The organism is Tahibacter amnicola (assembly GCF_025398735.1).
GTDB classification, from domain to species: Bacteria; Pseudomonadota; Gammaproteobacteria; order Xanthomonadales; family Rhodanobacteraceae; genus Tahibacter; species Tahibacter amnicola.
This window is the reverse complement of sequence record NZ_CP104694.1, coordinates 5388635-5406417: the sequence shown is the minus strand read 5'-3', so window position 1 is coordinate 5406417 and position 17783 is coordinate 5388635. Positions and strand designations below refer to the sequence as shown.

Sequence of the window (17783 nt, the reverse complement as noted above, 5' to 3'; positions counted from 1 at the left end):
ATCTGTGATGACCTCCACACGTTTGTTTGCGCGAACGGTCAAGTTTTTGACGGTACCCCGCCGCTAAACTACGCGCCACCGTTTCCCGGGGGCAGGGCCATGGCGGAAAGAACCGCAAGAACCGCATCGATGCGGCGTGTTTTGGTGAGTTGTTTTGTATCGTTGGGTATTTTGTGCGGCGCTGCTGCCGCGCAGAGCCATCGTCCCGACGAGATCCTGCGGCAGGGTTTCGAGCCCGTGTCGGCCGGTCCTTTCACCGACGCCGAGGCGGCGCGGTTCCTGACCCAGGCCAGCTACGGCCCCACTCTGGCCGATATCCAGCGGCTGCGACAGATCGGCTACAACGCCTGGCTGGACGAACAGTTTGCGGCAACACCCTCCTACGAGGCGCCGTTCCTCGACTGGGTCACGACCCAGCCCAACGGCCAGAACAGCGTCTACCAGCAGCAGCGTCTGGAATCGTGGTTCATCAACTCGGCGGGCCTGTACGATCCGAGCAACCCGCCACGCATCCACAACGACCAGCTGCGCCAGCGCGTGGCGCTGGCGCTGTCGGAAATCATGGTTGTTTCCGACCGCAACGCGGGTTTGACCTTCCAGGCCTGGGCGTTGGCCAGCTACTACGACATGCTGGTACGCAATGCTTTTGGCAACTACCGCACCTTGCTGGAAGACGTGACGCTGCATCCGGCGATGGGCGTCTACCTGAACATGTACGGCAACCGCAAGCCGGACGCCGCGCTCAATATTCGTCCCGACGAAAACTATGCGCGCGAAATCCTGCAGCTGTTCTCCGTGGGCCTCAAGCAGCTCAATCTCGACGGTACGCCGGTGCTGTCCGGCGGCCAGCCCGTGCCGACCTACAACCAGAACGTCGTGCGCGGCTTCGCGCACGTGTTCACCGGCTGGCATCTCAACGGCTGCACGGTCAACGAATATCCCGATTGTGCCAATAACTGGTTCGACTCGGACTCGCCGAGCTGGCGCAATCCGATGACGGCGTTCGAGCAGTACCACGACAACACCACCGACAAGCAGCTGCTCAACTATCCGGGCGTCGCACTGCCCAATGGTCTGCTGGTGCACGGTGGTACGGCGCAGCAGGAAATGGCGGCGGCGCTCAACAATGTGTTCAACCATCCGAACGTCGGCCCGTTCATCGCCAAGCAGCTGATCCAGCGCCTGGTGACGAGCAACCCGTCTCCGGGCTACGTGCAACGTGTCGCGACGGTGTTCAACAACAACGGTGCCAGCGTCCGCGGTGATCTCAAGGCGGTCGTGAAGGCGATCCTGCTCGACAGCGAAGCGCGCTTCGGCCATACCGGCCCCAACGCGGACAAGTTCGGCAAGCTGCGCGAGCCGATGCTCAAGCTGGTGCAGCTGTGGCGCCTGACGACGGCGCGTTCGGCCAATGGCCGCATCAATCTGCTGATGGATCCGGGTGAGGAATACGGCCAGGGTCCGCTGCGCTCGCCGACAGTGTTCAATTTCTTCAAGCCCACGTTCCAGAATCCGGGCGAGATCCGCACGCTGGGGCTGGTCAGCCCCGAGTTCCAGATTGCCACCGACAGTGCCGTGGTGTCAGTGCCCAATGACCTGGACTGGCGCATCTTCTATTTCTACGTCGGCAGCACCTACAGCTACGCGCAGGATCCGGATCAGATGCTGATCGACTACGCCTCGCTCAACGCGCTGGCGGCCAACCCGGCCACGCTGCTCGACCGGCTGAACCTGTTGCTGATGTCCAACCAGATGTCACCCTTCATGCGCCAGGTGATCCTGACGCGTCTGAATGCGATGACCAATACCAACGGCGGGCGTGACCGCGTGCAGCATGCGCTGTACCTGATCATCAACTCCCCCGAATATTCCATTCAGAAGTGAGGACACGGACATGGCCATGAATCGTCGCGATTTCCTGCGTCGTTGCGTCCATGCCACCGTGGGTGGCGTGGGCCTGTATTCCGCATTGGGTTCGATGCGCCTGGTGAGTGCCGCGACGGCGCACACCAATGGCGGGATCTTCCCGGACTACAAGGCGCTCGTCTGCGTCTTCCTCTACGGCGGCAATGACAGCTTCAATACCATCGTGCCGCGGGACGCGTCGCATTACGCCACCTATGCCGCCTCGCGCGGTTCCCTGGCCGTGCCGCAGGGGCAATTGCTGGCGCTCAATCCGCTCGCCGACGGCCTGCCGGGTGACGGCGCGCAGTACGGCCTGCATCCGTCGATGTCGCAGCTGGCCGGCCTGTTCAACACGGGCCGCGCCGCCGTCATGGCCAACGTCGGGCCGCTGCTGTATCCGATCACGAAACCGCAGTACCAGGCCCAGACCGTACCGGTTCCGCCGCAGTTGTTCTCGCACGACGACCAGGCCAATTTCTGGCAGACCGCGCGCGCGGACAACCCCAATGCCAATGGCTGGGGCGGTCGCGTCGCCGACATGCTCTACAGCGGCAATCCGAACCAGAACCTGTCGATGCTCACCTCGCTCAGTGGCGAGGCGTTGTTCCAGCGGGGCGAGACGGTCAACCAGTACATCATGAGCTCCTACGGCGTCGAGCCGATCGGATACCTGGACTCCTGGGGCAATGACGATGGCGTCACCGCGTTCAATGCACTGATGCAAAGCGGCACGCAGGCGCACGTTTTCGAGCGCGCCTACGCCAACAAGGTCACCGGCGCGATCGCGAACTACGAAGTCATCGGCAGCGCGCTCAACCAGGTGGGCAACCTCACCACCGCGTTCCCGGATACCGACCTCGGACGCCAGTTGCGCATGGTGGCGCGATTGATCAAGGCCCGGAACGTATTCGACATGCGCCGCCAGATCTTCTTCGTTGCCCAGGGCGGGTATGACACGCACGGTGATCAGACCGCGCAGCATCCGGCGCTGCTGGAAGAGCTGTCAGGAGCGCTCAAGGCGTTCTACGACGCGACGGTCGAGCTGAACGTTGCCAACAACGTCACCGCGTTCACGGCTTCTGACTTTGGCCGCACCTTGTCGATCAATGGCGACGGTACAGACCATGGCTGGGGTGGCCACCAGTTCGTGGTGGGCGGTGCGGTGCGCGGCCAGCGCTTCTACGGCCGCATGCCCTCGCTGGCGCAGAACAATAATCCGGACGACGCGGGCTACGGCCAGCTGATTCCCACCATGGCCGTCGACCAGTATTCGGCGACGCTCGCGCGCTGGTTTGGTCTGTCGGAAACGGGTATCACCGACATCTTCCCCAACGTGGGGCGATTCTCGACGTCCAATCTCGGTTTTTTCAATCCGTAATGGCCTAGCGGACGGAACCATTTTCCTGTGGTAACCCCGATTCCCCTCTCGTCGCGAGAGGGGATTTTTTTGCCAGCTATTTACTGAATCGCCGGCAATTGCGTGACGCGGCTGGTAATTGGCACCGGAGCGGATCACGCCTGCCGGGTTTGTCGGCCCTGGTGGGTTTGTCGCCTTGGGTACATTTTGACTGATCCATTTGCCGCGGCGCACAACATCTACTACTTGCTAGCCCGTTCGGTGCCGCATACGCTCGACCGGCGGTGCGTTCGCACCGTTCGCCGCGGGGGCGGCGATTCATCCATAGTGGGGACATGACATGCAGAAACTGACTGCAGGATTTGCCGTGTTTGTGTTGGGTATGGGTATGGCGGGAACCGCGTCGGCTGCCGGTGTGGAATTACGGCTCGGTGCAGCATCGCAAAAGGATTTTGGCAGCGGTACGGTCCACTATTCGCTGACAAATAATACGGCCGGTGAGATTCACATTCTGAAGTGGCAGACACCGCTGGAAGGTGTGACGAATGATCTGTTCAACGTGACCCAGAACGGCAAGCCGGTGCCATTTGTAGGGCGCATGGTCAAGCGCGGCAAGCCGGTGGCAGCCGACTACATCACGCTCAAGGCTGGTGAAAGTATCTCTGCCGATGTTGATCTGACCGCGTACTACGACATGCGTAGCGGCGGCCAGTACAGCGTCAGCTACGCGCGCCAGGCATCCGACGTCGTGTTTGAGGCGACGGCGGCGTCCAAGGGTGGCGTGCAGGCCGGTGTGATGGCGTTTGACAAGGTTGGTGGCGCCGAAGCCACGTTCTTCGTCGATGCCGCGCCGGACGCGCTGGATGAGCAGAAGGACCAGACTGTCGGTGTCCGTGCGGCCACCAACAGCTTCGTTGGCTGCAGCACGACGCGCAAGAATCAGCTGATCACGGCACGCAACTCGGGCACGACGTACGCCAGCAATTCTCGCAACTATCTCAATGCCGGTACGGTCGGCAGCCGCTACACCTGGTGGTTCGGCACCTATAACAGCTCGCGCTACACCACGGTGCGCTCGCACTTTAGCAACATCTACAACGCGTTCAGCTCGCAGCCGTTCACCTTCCACTGCGACTGCAATGACAGCGCTTACGCGTACGTGTATCCGAACCAGCCGTATAACATCCACCTGTGCAACGCGTTCTGGTCGGCACCCAATACCGGCACGGATTCCAAGGCCGGCACGTTGGTGCACGAAGTCAGCCACTTCACGGTGATGGGTGGTACGGATGACCACGCCTATGGCCAGACGGCGGCGCACAACCTGGCCCTGAGCAGTCCGAGCCGGGCGGTGGACAACGCCGACAGCCACGAGTACTTCGCGGAGAACACGCCGCCGCGGAATTGATCCCGGCAGCGGGCGAGGGATTGCCCGCCGATCGCGTGGGAGAGGCGCGATCGGACGAACGGCGCAGGCCATGCCTGCGCCGTTCGCGTGTGTAGTCCCCGGGGGCGCCGGAACCCGCTGACGGATCCCGCCAAACGCTGGCAACGCGACGAACGGCGCTGTAGCCCACGGTTCCGTGGCCGTGGTCGGGAAATCGCTAGGTCAGGCTGCGCCGCCGGAACCAGCCGGCCACGCTGAGGCGATTGCGGAGCGCCGGGAGCACTTCGTGCTCGATCTCCGCGGAAAGAAACATCACCAGCATGCCCCCGCGCGGGGCGATGTCGTACGGACCGTCCGGCAGATGCAGGCGCAGCGCGCCGCCGTCGTCGGACTTCCAGTCGTGATTGAGGTAGATGACCGAGGAGACTACCCGCGCGTCATCGTCGCGGAAGCGGTCGAAGTGCCGGGCGTAGCCGGCTCCCGGCGGGTACAGGGCGTAGTGGGCTTCCAGCTCTTCCAGGCCCAGCATCAAACGCCGGTTGAGTACATGCCGCAGCGCCTGCAGGCGGCCCCACAGAACGCGTTGCGCGTCGCTGAGCGCGGGCGCTTCAAACCAATGGGTGCGGTCGCCGCGCAGGACGCCGGCATGCCGGCCCGGGGCCCGTCCGGTCGTCGCCGGGCGCAGGTTGCCGCGACGGTCCAGCTCCTGGCATTCGGCGGCGAGCGCCATGACGGTCGCGGGATCAATGAAATCCGGGTAGCAGCACCATCCGTGGCGCTCCAGGGCGACGGCGACGGCTTCCGCGCGGGATATCGGCGGCGAAATGTCGATGTGCGGTTGATCCGCGGACACGGTAGATCTCCTGTACTGCAATCGTTGTGCATGTTGTCGGTTGCTGCGGCGTCGATAGCGTCATGCCGTTTCCTGTCACTGCCGGCCGCCTGCAGGGAGAAGTACCTGGTTCTTACGGTTGGCGGCCACCGGGCCGGTTCGGCGATGCGTTTGCGTCAACGTCTGGACGTGCCTCCTACCCTATGCGGCAGTCTGGCCGAACCCGTGCATATCCCGCCGACGCGCCTGCGCCGGCCGGGCCTTCGCAGCGCTGCGTGGCGCGTCGGTGCTACGCCAGGTGTTCCGCGAATGACTACCTGCCGCGTCGCTGCAGAGAAGCTGTGCGGGTCGTGCCCCCAGGTCACCGGATGCAACGGGATCACCGGGCGCGACGCGCGTCAGCGCTGCCCTGTGGCATGCCGAAATCCCTATAGTTTTGACACAGCTGTCTGCAAAGTGCTTGCTGCGGTGCGATAGCACGGCAGGCCGATCCGGCTTGCCCGGGATGGGCCCTGCATCGCAATGCCGTCGGATGGCGCGCGGCGCAGGCCACCGCAATGCGGTGTCGGCACGGTCATACGCGGAATGGCGAGACTGCACGGTACTCCTGTCGCCCGGCCGGCCCGTGGCCGAGACAGGTGAATGATGTGGTATCGGCAAGCTCCTGGCGATGCGCGGGACGGGCGTGCGTAGCGGCGTTACGTTTGATTGCAAATGGGTATGTGGTTCGTTCATGCGGGGAACGACGAGGCGGCTGTCCGGGCCGGCGAGGGGCGCGGGTGACGGTCGTGTCCGCCGTGGATCACCGACGCTGCCACAGCGGGTGCCGGCAGTGGGTGCCGGCAACGCGGGGTGTCCCGGGAAGGTGCGGCTGGCACCGCCGCCCATCCCGCCTGCACGGCGGTGCGTGTAGGATGAGCGCCTGGATCGGGCGATACACCTGAAAGGGGGCACGGGATGCCGACGAAAAAAAATCACTTTTCCATGATTCGCGGTTTCCACCTTGCGGACTGGTTCACCCTGGCCAACGCCGGTTCCGGCATGGCGGCCGTATTTGCGGCGATGGCGAGCCTGTCGCCGGGTCGGCAGGTGAGCCTTCTGCTGGCCGTGGCGTTTATCCCTGCCGCCTTTGTCTTTGATGTGCTGGACGGCCGTATCGCACGCTGGCGCCAGCAGCAGTCGGCGCTGGGCCGTGAGCTGGATTCGCTCGCCGACGTGATTTCCTTTGGCGTGGCTCCGGCCGCGATCGCCTTCGCTGCTGGCATGAATGGATTCTGGGACTGTATCGTCCTCGGCTATTTCGTCTGTTGCGGCGTCAGCCGCCTCGCCCGCTACAACATCACGGCCGAGGCACTTTCGCAGGATTCGGGCAAGGTGAAGTACTTCGAAGGCACGCCCATCCCGACCAGTCTGATCCTTGTGCTCGTCATCGGCGTCGCGGTATGGATGGGAAGGAGCGGCGCCGACCTGTGGCTGGGCGGGTTCCAGCTGGGTCCCTGGGGATTCCACCCGCTGGTCCTGCTCTACGCCCTGTCCGGATCGCTGATGATCAGCAAGACGCTGCGTATTCCCAAGCTGTAGGGAAATCCCGCGCCCACGGGCCGAACGCCGCCAGGGATCGTTCCGGCACTCCCCACCCGTCGCGCCACCGCGGTGGTGTCCCGTGCGCATTGCGCGCGTAGGGGGCTGGATTTCGCGCCGCCCCGCCGGCTTCGGAAGCCACGCGTGCGCGTTGCTGTCTGTCCTTGTCACATCCCCGGCTAACGCACCTGCGATTGCGTAGCAGCCGCCGACGCGGCGAGCAGGTGGCCGCCGCGCCGACGTGCGCAACCGTGTGCGGCGGGAAGCCGGCGGTGGCGGAAATCCGCGCCGGAAAATAACGCCTCCGTCCCCTTTTTTATTGCGTTGCAGAAAAAGTGTCCACGCCGTCACCGAATCGTCTTATTTGGCGATTCCGGCGTATGCGCACGGAATTTTTGCCCAAGACGTATGCGCCACGCGGCTCCTAGCCTGCCCTGCAAGAGTGACCTGCGACGAACGGGAAATAACGTCGGCGAACACGCCGGCGCGGGAGGCTCTTGTCCAAAAATACTCAGACGAGGTGGGAGGGAATATGAGTACGCAGAATCGGCCGAGGGCGATGCATCGCCTGCTCGGCACCGTCATGATGGCCAGTGCGGTCGCGGCCGCGCCGTCATTGGCGCAGGATGTCGCCAGCCACACGGCACGGGCCGCTACCGTTCAACGCAGCGCATCGCTGGAAGCCGAGGCGGATGGCGCGCATATCCACGGCGTCGTTCGTCGCGCAGCGGATCGCGCCCCCAGTCGGTGCCGTCGCTGGCGTCACGCCAGGATTACGACCTGCCCGCATCGCGCGCCTTGCCGACGCGCCCATCAATGCCCTCCAGTGCCACGGCACGCAGTTCCGTGGCATCGGAAGCGGCCTGCGACACCGCACAGTTTTCCTCCCTGAGCGGCGCCGGCCTGGTGACGGCCGTGAAAGGCGCGACGTCCGATTGCATCAACAAGCTGTTCAGCCTCAAGGGATCGACGGCGTACTACACGTTCCGCGAAGCGCAGATGGTCACCATCGCCAACGCGCTGCGCAGCGCCGCCAGCAGCTACGACGGCACCAACGCCGGCAACATCCTGCAGCTCATCCTGTTCATGCGCGCCGGCTACTACGTGCAGTATTACGATCCGGCGACGATCGGCGCCTACGGTACGGCGCTGCGTGATGCGGTCCGCCCGGCGCTGGATGCCTTTGCGGCGAATCCGAAATTCTCGCTGGTCAATGACGCCCATGGCGAAGTCCTCGCCGAGTTCGTCACCCTGCTCGACAGCTCCGGCGAAAACGCGCGCTACCTGCCGGTGATCAAGCGTCTGCTCAACAGCTACACCACGGCGTTCAGCAGCTCGTACTGGATGAAGGTGGCGGTCAACAACTGCTACATCGTGGTGTTCCGCGGCCACTACCTCGACAATTTCCGAACGCTGGTGCAGTCCGACAGCTCGATCGTCGACACGCTGTACGACTTCGCCAACCGCCAGTTCGGCCTGTTCGGCACGGACGATGACTACCTCGCCGCCAATGCCGGCCGTGAACTCGCCCGTTTCCTCCAGTACAGCGGTGCGCTCAAGACCAAGGTGCAGGGGCGCGTGAAGGCACTGGCCGATCGCACCACCATTACCGGCACCACGGCGCCCCTGTGGGTCGGCCTGGGCGAAATGGTCGACGAGTTCGACAAGAGCAACTGCAGCTACTACAACCTCTGCGACTACAAGAACCGTCTTTCCGCGGCGGTGCTGCCGGTCTCCTACACCTGCAGTGCCACACTGCGTATCCGCGCCCAGTCGATGAACACCTCCGAGCTCGCCTCGGCCTGCACCACGGTCGGCGGACAGGAAACCTACTTCCACAACCAGCTCGCGACCGGCCGTGTTGCCGTTGCAAACGACAACAACAGCGCGCTGGAAATGGTGGTGTTCGACTCCAGCCGCGACTACCGCACCTATGCCGGCGCGCTGTATGGCATTGATACCAACAATGGCGGCATGTACCTGGAGGGCGATCCGTCGTCCACCACCAACCAGGCGCGCTTCATCGCCTATGAAGCCGAGTGGGCGCGGCCCGCCTTCGAAATCTGGAACCTGACGCACGAATACGTGCACTACCTCGACGGCCGTTTCAACATGTATGGCGACTTCACCGACGGCACCGAGAACAAGAAGACGGTGTGGTGGATCGAGGGCATGGCCGAGTACATGTCCTATTCGTATCGCAACCTGACGTATACCGGCGCCGTCGAGGAAGCCGCGGCGGGCACCTATCCGCTGAGCACGGTGTTCCAGAACGACTACAGCAGCGGCCAGACACGCGTCTATCGCTGGGGCTACCTGGCATCCCGCTTCCTGTTCGAGAAGCATCGCGCTGATGTCACCTCGATCGTCGGTTACTTCCGTCCCGGCAACTACGCCGGCTACACCAGCTTCATGAGCGGCATCGGCAGCCGCTACGACGCGGAGTTCCGCACCTGGCTGACCTGCGTGGCCACGCCGACCGCACCGGGATGCACCACCGGAAACCAGCCGCCGGTGGCGGGTTTCGGCTTCACCAGCAGCGGCCTCACGGTGAATTTCACCGACAGCTCCAGCGATCCGGATGGCAGCATCGCATCGCGTCGCTGGGAGTTCGGTGATGGCTCGACGTCGACGGCGACCCATCCGTCCAAGGCCTATGCGGCCCCGGGAACCTACTCGGTCAAGCTCACCGTCACGGATAATCGTGGCGCAACCGCCAGTACGACCAAGACCGTGACGGTCACCAGTGGCGGCATGTCGACCGTGCTGCAGAATGGTGTGCCCGCGGGCAATCTGTCCGGCGCACAGGGATCGGAGCGCATCTTCACCATCCAGGTGCCGGCGGGCGCGTCGAACCTGCGTTTTGAAACCAGCGGCGGCACTGGCGATGTGGACCTCTACACCCGCCTGGGTTCGGCACCGACCAGTACGACCTTCGACTGCAGCTCGCGCGGCAACGCCAACGCCGAAGTCTGCACGGTCGCAGCGCCGCAGGCCGGCACCTACTACGTGCGACTCCTGGGCTATTCCGCCTATACGGGAGCAAGCCTTGTTGCCAGCTACAGCGTCAGCAGCTTGCCCGAGTGCACCCTGCAACGACCGGACGAACTGGGTCGCAACTGCAAACGCAGCAATATCGCGGCGACGCTGGGCAACTACGCCTACTTCTTCGTGAACGTTCCCGCGGGAACGGCGCAGCTGCGCATCACGACCTCCGGTGGCAGTGGCGATGCGGATCTCTACTACAGCGCTTCCAGCTGGGCCACCACGGCCAGCTATACGCAGCGTTCCATCACCACGACCAACACCGAATCCATCACGGTGAACAACCCGCCAGCCGGCTATCTGTATATCAGCCTGCATGCGCATCAGGCGTTTTCGGGGGTACAGGTGTCAACGTCGTTCTGAGCCGGCCCAGCCGCATGACAGCCCTGCGCGTTGCAAGCGCGCAGGGCACTCCATCGCGCGGGGTGCCCGGATGGGATCGGGCACCCCGCGCACGTACAAACCGCGTACGGTGAAGATCTGTCGGTCTGCATTTCCTTCGGGGAGGCGGGGCGAAGGTTGTGACCGGACGTACCGCTGGCAGGTCCCTTGCACGAGGGACAGCCCCTGTTGCCGCGGACGCTACCATGCCACGACGTCGACGGCTGGAACTTCCCAACATGCCCTTGCTGATCTCGCACCGGGGCATGGAAACGGTTTCCCTCTTTTCCGATGAAACCGACTACGCGCATTACCGCGATTGCCTGCTGCGGACGACATTGCAGTGCGGCGTCCTCATCCATGGCTACGCCTTGCTCCCGCGCCGTGTGGTGCTGCTGACCAATGCCGCGGCGGTCGGTGCGACGTCACGGGCGATCCGCAACACGGCGCAGCAGTATGCGCAATGGCTCAATCGCCGGCGCTCACGCCACGGGGCATTGTGGGACGGTCGATTCAAATCCTGTCTGGTCGAGCCAGAGCAGGTTGTGCTGTCGGCGCTGCGCTATATAGAGCAGGCGCCGCAACGGGCGGGCCTGGTCGGCGAGGCGCCGCAGTGGCCCTGGTCCAGCGCCGCTGCCCATGTGTGTGCCGGTGAAGATGACGTGCTGACCCCTCACCCGGCGTACCTGCGCCTGGGTATCGACCGGCGCACGCGGGGAAGGGCGTGGTCGGAATACCTCGGCGTCGCCCAGGATGAGGCGCAACTGGGGCAGATCCGGGCGCACCTGGCGCAGGAACGTGCCCTGGGCAGCGCCCAGTTCCAGGCCATGGTGACGACGGCCTTGAGCAGCCCTGCCGCCTGGCGTCCGAGGGGGCGCCCCAAGCTCTGCCTGCAGTGACGGGAAATGTTATAAAGCGACACGCGGTAGCATACTGTAAACAGTGACAGGTATACATTGGGTTTCGTTGCCGGTTCAATCCTGCAACGGATCCCGTCGTCGGGATCGGGGAGGGCGGCACATACGGGAGGTGTCGCCGACAGTCATTCGGTGCTTCGCAGGCGGCGACACGTGCCATCCGGAAAGCGCAACTCCGGCCCGGCGCGCGGCGCGCGCACTCCGATGAAGGTCGCGCCCGGCGGGATCCGTATCATTTCGACGCCCGGCGAAACGGCCGCGCTGATTGCCTGCCTATGCCGCGTGTCTTCACAAGCCTGATCCTTTGACTCAAGCGGCTCCGAACGCGCGGTAGGGCACTCAGGGGTCTTCGAGGGGCTCGAGACGGTAGCCGACGCCGTAGACGGAGGCGATCGGTTCTTCGCCGGGGCAGGCGTCAGTGAGCTTGCGGCGAAGGTTCTTGATGTGGCTGTCGACGGTCCTGTCGCTGACGACGCGATGGTCCAGGTAGGCCGCGTCGATGAGCTGCTGGCGCGAGAAGACGCAACCGGTGCGCGCGGCCAGGGTACGCAGCAGCCGGTACTCGACCGGCGTCAATGAGAGTGTGACACCGCGGATCTTCGCCTCGAAGCGGGCGTCGTCCAGTTCCAGTCCGGCGGCAGCGCCAGGCGTGGGTTCCGGGTGCGATCGACGCAGTACGACCTTCACGCGGGCGACGACTTCGCGTGGCGAGAAGGGTTTGCAGATATAGTCGTCTGCGCCCAGTTCCAGGCCCAGCAGGCGGTCGATCTCCTCGACGCGCGCGGTGACCATGAGAATGGGAACATTGGAAAATGCGCGTATTTCGCGACACACGGTCAGACCGTCCTTGCCGGGAAGCATCAGGTCCAGCAGGACAGCGGCAGGCGCATGGTCGCGGACGTAGTCCGCCGCGACGCCGCCATTGGCCAGAATGTGGACCGCGTAACCCGCGGCGACGAGATAGTCGCGCAGCACGGCGGCGATCTTGGCTTCGTCTTCGACGAGCAGTACGGTCTGCAGGCCGGTCATTAGTCCTTCTCCGCAATCGGCAGTCGCAGGCGCACGCGCAGCCCGCCCAGGGGGGAATGGTGTGCTTCGATGCTGCCGCCATGGGCCTGCACGATCGCGCGGCAGATGGCCAGCCCCAGGCCCGCGCCGCCGTGGGCGCGGTTGCGTGACCGGTCAACGCGATACAGGCGATCGAACAGGCGCGGCAGGGATTCGGGCGGAACGCCGGGCGGGGTGTCATCAATGTCGACAGACCAGTGCGTGGGCAGGCGCGTCGCCGTGATGCGGATGCGGCCGGGGGCGTCGGTGTACCGCCGGCTGTTGCCGATGAGATTGGCCAGCAACTGGTTGAGACGGCCCTCATCGCCGCGCACCGGCAGCACAGTCGCCGGCAGCGGCGCCAGTTCCAGCGTGAGGCCGGCATCGGTGCAGGCGGCGCTCTGCGCGGCGCAGGTGGCCATGAGCACCTCGCCCAGGTCCATGGGGGCGAAGCGGTAGTCCAGCGCGCCGGCGTCGGCCAGTGACAGCTGATAGAGATCATCGATGAGCGCGGCCAGGCGTGCGCATTCGGCGTGCAGTGAGTTCAGGGCCGTTGCATTCATCGGGCGGACACCGTCCTGCATCGCCTGGATTTCGCCCTGCAGGATGCTCAGCGGCGTACGCAGTTCATGCGCGATGTCGGCTCCCCAGTCGCGACGCGCCTGCTGGTGCTGCTCCAGGGTCGAAGCCAGGTGGTTGAAGTGATTGCTCAGCGCGCCCAGTTCGTCATTGCGCACCTGTGGCAGGCGTCGCGAGTAGTCGCCATCGGCCAGGGCGGACGTGCCCTCCGCCAGGGCGCGGATCGGTTGGAGCAGCCAGCGGGCGAGGGCAAATGCCAGCACGACGGCGCCGACGAGGATCACCAGCGCGGCGACCAGTGCCTGGCGCCACTGTGTGGCGGCGAATGCCTGGGCAAGGTCACCGCTGGGTGCGGGCAGTGGTGACAGCAGCAACCGGCCCACCACGGCACCTTCCACCTTCACGTCGAACGTCGCTGCTACCACCGCGATAGCGGGATTGCCGAGCACATGGCGACCCTGTGCGTCGAACAGGTGCAGACGGGGACCCAGGTCGAAGGGGCCGGGACGCGGACGATGGCGGCCGGGCGGGCCTTCCCCGTCACCGCGGGGCGGCGGCCGGCCTTCGTGCGGGCCGCGGTAGGCCGGATCGTCGGGCGGGCCGCGACGCGCCGGGTCCTGCGGTGGGGGGTGACGATCCGCCGCCCCGGGGGAGGGCGGTAGTCCGGGCCCTGGCCCGGCGGCGGACGATGCGGCGGCCGTCCTTCCCGAGCGGCGCCGACGCCCGGTTCCGCGGCCATGCCCTCTTCACGCAGCCCGAGCGCGCGAACCAGCTCGCCCGGATCGTTGTGCAGGAAATCCCAGCTGCCGTGCTGCGCATACGCCTGCGCCAGCTGCGGCAATTGCTGTTCGATGCGCTGGCGCCCCAGGCCATTGAGATAATCGAGGAAGCCGCGCCGGAACGCGCCCTGCTGCCAGATCACATAGCTGACGAGCGCGGCACCGCTCAGGATGGCAAATGCAAGAAAGAGGCGTTGCCACAGGCGAAGGGACATCGGAAACCGGCCGCTGTGTTGACGCGATCACGATAGCCGCCTGCCCACGGCGACGGAACCCTTGCGCGGCAGATTCCACGGGTTTTCCATGATTGCTGCGCGATTGATGCCAATCGTGCAGCGCGCGCAAACCCTGAAGCAGTGCGGCGCCTTCCAGTGCGGCGCCGCGACGGTTGCCTCAGCCGGCCTTTTCGCCGGACTTGTGCGCGATCCAGGCGCCGATCAACGCCGAGACATAGGGAATAGCCTGGGCGCCCAGGATCACCATCCAGAGTTTCCCCTCGGTGTACTGCAAGCCGTACATCTTCATCATGCCCACGATGGCCACGCACAGGGCGAAGAACATCAGCAGCTCCTCGCGCACCGAGGAGAAGGCGCTGGGGCGTTTGCTCAGGCGGCGGCTCTTGGCGGTGCGGACGAATTCGCCCTTCTTCTTGGCAAGGCCCATGAAGATGCCGCGCGCGATGGCGTGGCTGAGCGCCATGCTCGCGATCGACGCCATGATGGTGTCCTTCCAGGAGCAGGGCACGCGTACGCGGTAGAGCGCGATGCCGAACACGGCCTTGGAAATGAAGAAGCCCATGATCGGGACGAGGAAGAGCTGCAGCGGCAGGCTGAAGTACTCAGGCAGGCCGAGCATCAGCGCGGTCCATGCCAGCGCCATCAGGGTGAAAACCAGGTGCAGCGCGTCGGCGAACCAGCTGAACCAGCCGGTCAGGAAGTGGAAGCGCTGGCCGGCGCTCAACGGACCTTTGCGGGTCATCCAGTCCCAGCGTGCCTTGAGGATCTGCATTGCGCCGAAGGCCCAGCGGTAGCGCTGCGACTTGTACGCCGTGAAGTCGGCCGGGGTGAGGCCGCGACCCATGATTTCGTCGACGTAGACCAGGTCCAGGCCTTCCTGCATCAGGCGCAGGCCTAGCTCGGCGTCTTCGCAGATCGTCCATTCCGACCAGTTGCCGGTGCGTTCGAGCGCCTCGCGCCGCACCATCGTCATGGTGCCGTGCTGGATGATGGCGTTGCGCTCGTTGCGGTGGTGCATGCCGATGCGGAAGAAACCGTCGTATTCCCAGTTGGTCATGCGGCGGAATTCGTTGTGTTCCCAGTCGCGGTGCGCCTGGGGGCACTGGACGACGGCCACCTTCGGGTCGTGGAAATAGCCGGTGAGGGCCTTGAGCCAATCCGGGCGCACGGCGTAGTCGGCGTCGACCGCGGCGATGACTTCGGCGCGCGGGTCGGTTTCCTTGAGGCCGAAATTGAGCGCACCTGCCTTGAAGCCCGGCCACGGATTGAGGTGGAAGAAGCGGAATCGGCTACCCAGCTTCTGGCAGTGCTCCTCGACCGGCTTCCAGACTTCCTCGTTCTTGGTGTTGTTGTCGATCACCAGCACCTCGAAATTTTCGTAGTCGAGTGCGGCGAGCGAATCGAGCGTGAGGATCACCATCTCCGGCGGCTCGTTGCAGCAGGCCAGATGCACCGATACGAACGGCTGGCGTTCGTCCGGCGCCGGCGTCAGGAGGGTGAACTCGCGCAGCCAGCTGCGCCGCCAGATCACCTCGGTGAACTCGAAGGCGTTGATCAGCAGGATGCCGATGATGGCCAGCTGCGCCGGCATGAGGATCACCAGCATCGCCCAGTCGATCGGGTCCAGGTAGAACGAGTAGGGCACCGTGGTCGACCAGACCAGGACGCCGGCGGACAACTGGATCAGGCCCAGGAAGAACAGCTTTCCGGCCAGACGGAAGCGCCAGAACTGCCAGGCGAACCAGATCATCGGCAGCAGCGCCAGTGCGGAAGCCGCGAAGGCTTTCCACGGCCAGTTCGGATCTTCGATGACCGGGCCTTCCATCGAGAACTTCGGCAGGCGGTCGGCGCCGAAGATACCCCAGTAGGCGCCAGCGCGGCCTTCGGCTTCTTCCTTCCAGGGCTGATCGAAGGCTTCCATCAGGTAGTAATCGATGCCGCGTTCGCGTGCGACATTGAGCCAGTCGCGGATGAAATGGGCTTCGTCGGCGACCGTGGGTTCGGCGAACTTCTTGCGGTCGCCGTAGCTGGGCCAGCCCACTTCGCCGATCACGACCTTCTTGCCCGGGTACAGACGCTTGAGTTCCTCGTAGTTACCCAGGGCGAAGCCAATGGCGTCCTTGCGCGGGATGCCTTCCCAGTAGGGCAGCAGGTGAACGGTGATGAAATCGACATGCTGGACCAGCTCGGGGTGCTTTATCCAGATGTGCAAAGGTTCTGCAGTGGAAACCGGCTGGCGGATCGCGGCGCGGGCGCGGTCGAGGTAATCGATCAGTTCCTCGACCTTGAGGTCGTCGCGCAGCATCGATTCGTTACCGATCATCACGCGGTCGATGTTGGGCCAGCGCCGTGCGGCCGTGATCACGGCCTGGAGTTCTTCCTCGTTGTGCTCCATGCGGCGGTCAAGCCAGGCACCGGCCATGACGTCCAGGCCCAGGTCGCGTGCCAGGCGCGGGATAGCGGGGCTCTGCAGCGAGGAGTAGGTACGAACCCGCTTGCCGTGCTTGGCAATGATGCGCAGATCGGAGGCGAGCTCCTCGTCGCTGGGATAATTCTCGCGCAGCGGACTTTGATAGCGCTGGAAGGCCGAGAAGGCGAAGCCTTCGACCGGGCCGCTCCAGTTGGCGATCTGGACGGGGCGGTTGATCCATGCCCACAGGCCCACGTTGAGCGCAGCCACCAGCAAGGCGAGGAGAAGCGCACCCCACAGCGATTTCTTGGCGACAGCAGGCTGTGGATTGCTCAAGTCGAACCTCGGAAAAGCGGATGTGCAACGCGCACGGAAAATGGCGCGCAGGATAGCCCAACGGGGAATCGGGTCACAACGCGTATCGAGCCCGATTTCCGCTTGATTTTTCGCAGGTTATCGGTTTGTGAGGGCGCCTGGGGGCGGTGCCGGCAGTCAGGTCGATGGCGGCGTGGCGCCGGCATCCGCCTTGCGTGCCCGCCATCGGTTGATCGCGATTGGCAGCAGCGACAACGCCGCCACGCCAATCAGCGGGCCGATCACCATCGGATCGGTCATCAGCGACAGGTCGACCTTGCCGGTCTGGGCGATGTTCTTGGCCAGGCCCGCGCCCAACACGCTTTCGATCGCGGTCATGACCGAGCCGCCGCCGGCGGTCGCCAGGAGGAACAGCCAGACCGGGCAGCGCAGCCAGGCCAGCGCGACGGTCACGCCGCCGAAGGGGAAGAAGGGCACCAGGCGCAGGAAAAAGGTGTAGCTCACCGGATGCGCCTGGTAACCGCCGCGAAGCCGCTCGACCAGGGCCGGCGCGCTGCCGTGGCTGTGGTCGCCGAAGGCGGCGCGGCTGGCAAAGAAGAGCACCAGGGCGCCCAGGGTGACGCCGATGGACGACAGCACGGCACCGTGCAGCGCACCGAAAAGCATGCCACCGGCGAGGATGATCACCACCGCACCGGGGATGCCGGTCGAAATCGCCAATGCCATGACGCCGATGTGGATCAGCGAGGCGATCACCGGGTGCTCGGCGATCTGCTGGCGCAGTGCCATCTGCTCCTGGGAAAGGGTTTCCGGCCGCAGTCGGTCCAGTGTGCCGGAGAAGAACAGGGCCAGGCCGATGCCGACCAGCAGGAACAGGGGCAAGAGCGAACGCAGACGTTTCATGCGGCGGTGCAACCTCGGTGCGGTTCGGGCCGGGCGGCGGGCCGGCGCCCGGCCAGCGCTGTCCGGCGGGGCGATGACCGGATCCGGGAGCCGAAAAAGATTGGGGCCG

The 17783-nt window shown here is 64.8% G+C and carries 12 protein-coding genes; 6 read left to right on the top strand and 6 right to left on the bottom strand.

Going from position 1 to position 17783, the window contains the following annotated elements; all coding sequences use genetic code 11:
• Window positions 1-144: 144 nt before the first annotated feature.
• From N4264_RS21150 to N4264_RS21140, 3 genes are all read left to right on the top strand, one after another.
• The gene (locus tag N4264_RS21150) at window positions 145-1884 is read left to right on the top strand and encodes a DUF1800 domain-containing protein (RefSeq protein WP_261694201.1); all 1740 of its coding nucleotides are present in this window, start codon (window positions 145-147) and stop codon (window positions 1882-1884) included.
• Window positions 1885-1900: 16 nt separating this feature from the next.
• Window positions 1901-3283: a DUF1501 domain-containing protein gene (locus N4264_RS21145; RefSeq protein WP_261694200.1), complete on the top strand. Its 1383-nt coding sequence runs from the start codon at window positions 1901-1903 to the stop codon at window positions 3281-3283.
• 319 nt (window positions 3284-3602) lie between these two features.
• Complete coding sequence (locus tag N4264_RS21140) at window positions 3603-4670, top strand: M35 family metalloendopeptidase (RefSeq protein WP_261694199.1); 1068 nt, start codon at window positions 3603-3605, stop codon at window positions 4668-4670.
• A gap of 196 nt (window positions 4671-4866) precedes the next feature.
• Here N4264_RS21140 and N4264_RS21135 read toward each other — a convergent pair whose 3' ends face one another.
• Window positions 4867-5502 carry a 2OG-Fe(II) oxygenase gene (locus N4264_RS21135; protein WP_261694198.1) on the bottom strand — a complete coding sequence of 212 codons (636 nt, stop codon included), beginning with the start codon at window positions 5500-5502 and terminating at the stop codon, window positions 4867-4869.
• 936 nt (window positions 5503-6438) lie between these two features.
• Here N4264_RS21135 and N4264_RS21130 point away from each other — a divergent pair.
• From N4264_RS21130 to N4264_RS21120, 3 genes are all read left to right on the top strand, one after another.
• Window positions 6439-7062 carry a CDP-alcohol phosphatidyltransferase family protein gene (locus tag N4264_RS21130; RefSeq protein ID WP_261694197.1) on the top strand — a complete coding sequence of 208 codons (624 nt, stop codon included), beginning with the start codon at window positions 6439-6441 and terminating at the stop codon, window positions 7060-7062.
• An 816-nt stretch (window positions 7063-7878) separates the two neighbouring features.
• Window positions 7879-10470 carry a collagenase gene (locus N4264_RS21125; protein ID WP_261694196.1) on the top strand — a complete coding sequence of 864 codons (2592 nt, stop codon included), beginning with the start codon at window positions 7879-7881 and terminating at the stop codon, window positions 10468-10470.
• Between the two features lie 224 nt (window positions 10471-10694).
• On the top strand, window positions 10695-11387 hold the full coding sequence (locus N4264_RS21120; protein ID WP_261694195.1) for a transposase: 693 nt from the start codon (window positions 10695-10697) through the stop codon (window positions 11385-11387).
• 357 nt (window positions 11388-11744) lie between these two features.
• On the opposite strand, the gene N4264_RS21115 is transcribed toward N4264_RS21120, so the two are convergent.
• The 5 genes from N4264_RS21115 to N4264_RS21095 all read right to left on the bottom strand — a co-directional run bounded on the left by N4264_RS21115 (window position 11745) and on the right by N4264_RS21095 (window position 17674).
• A complete protein-coding gene (locus tag N4264_RS21115; protein WP_261694194.1) occupies window positions 11745-12434 on the bottom strand; it encodes a response regulator in 690 nt (229 codons plus the stop codon).
• Window positions 12434-13480: an ATP-binding protein gene (locus N4264_RS21110; protein WP_261694193.1), complete on the bottom strand. Its 1047-nt coding sequence runs from the start codon at window positions 13478-13480 to the stop codon at window positions 12434-12436. The genes N4264_RS21115 and N4264_RS21110 overlap by 1 nt, the downstream gene beginning before the upstream one ends.
• Window positions 13450-14025, bottom strand: a complete 576-nt coding sequence (locus N4264_RS21105; protein WP_261694192.1) for a hypothetical protein — start codon at window positions 14023-14025, stop codon at window positions 13450-13452. Before N4264_RS21105 ends, N4264_RS21110 begins: the two co-directional genes overlap by 31 nt.
• Window positions 14026-14203: 178 nt before the next feature.
• Entirely contained in the window at window positions 14204-16792 is a 2589-nt protein-coding gene (locus tag N4264_RS21100) for a glycosyltransferase (protein ID WP_261694191.1), read from the bottom strand.
• A gap of 156 nt (window positions 16793-16948) precedes the next feature.
• The gene (locus tag N4264_RS21095) at window positions 16949-17674 is read right to left on the bottom strand and encodes a TVP38/TMEM64 family protein (protein ID WP_261694190.1); all 726 of its coding nucleotides are present in this window, start codon (window positions 17672-17674) and stop codon (window positions 16949-16951) included.
• Between the last annotated feature and the right edge of the window lie 109 nt (window positions 17675-17783).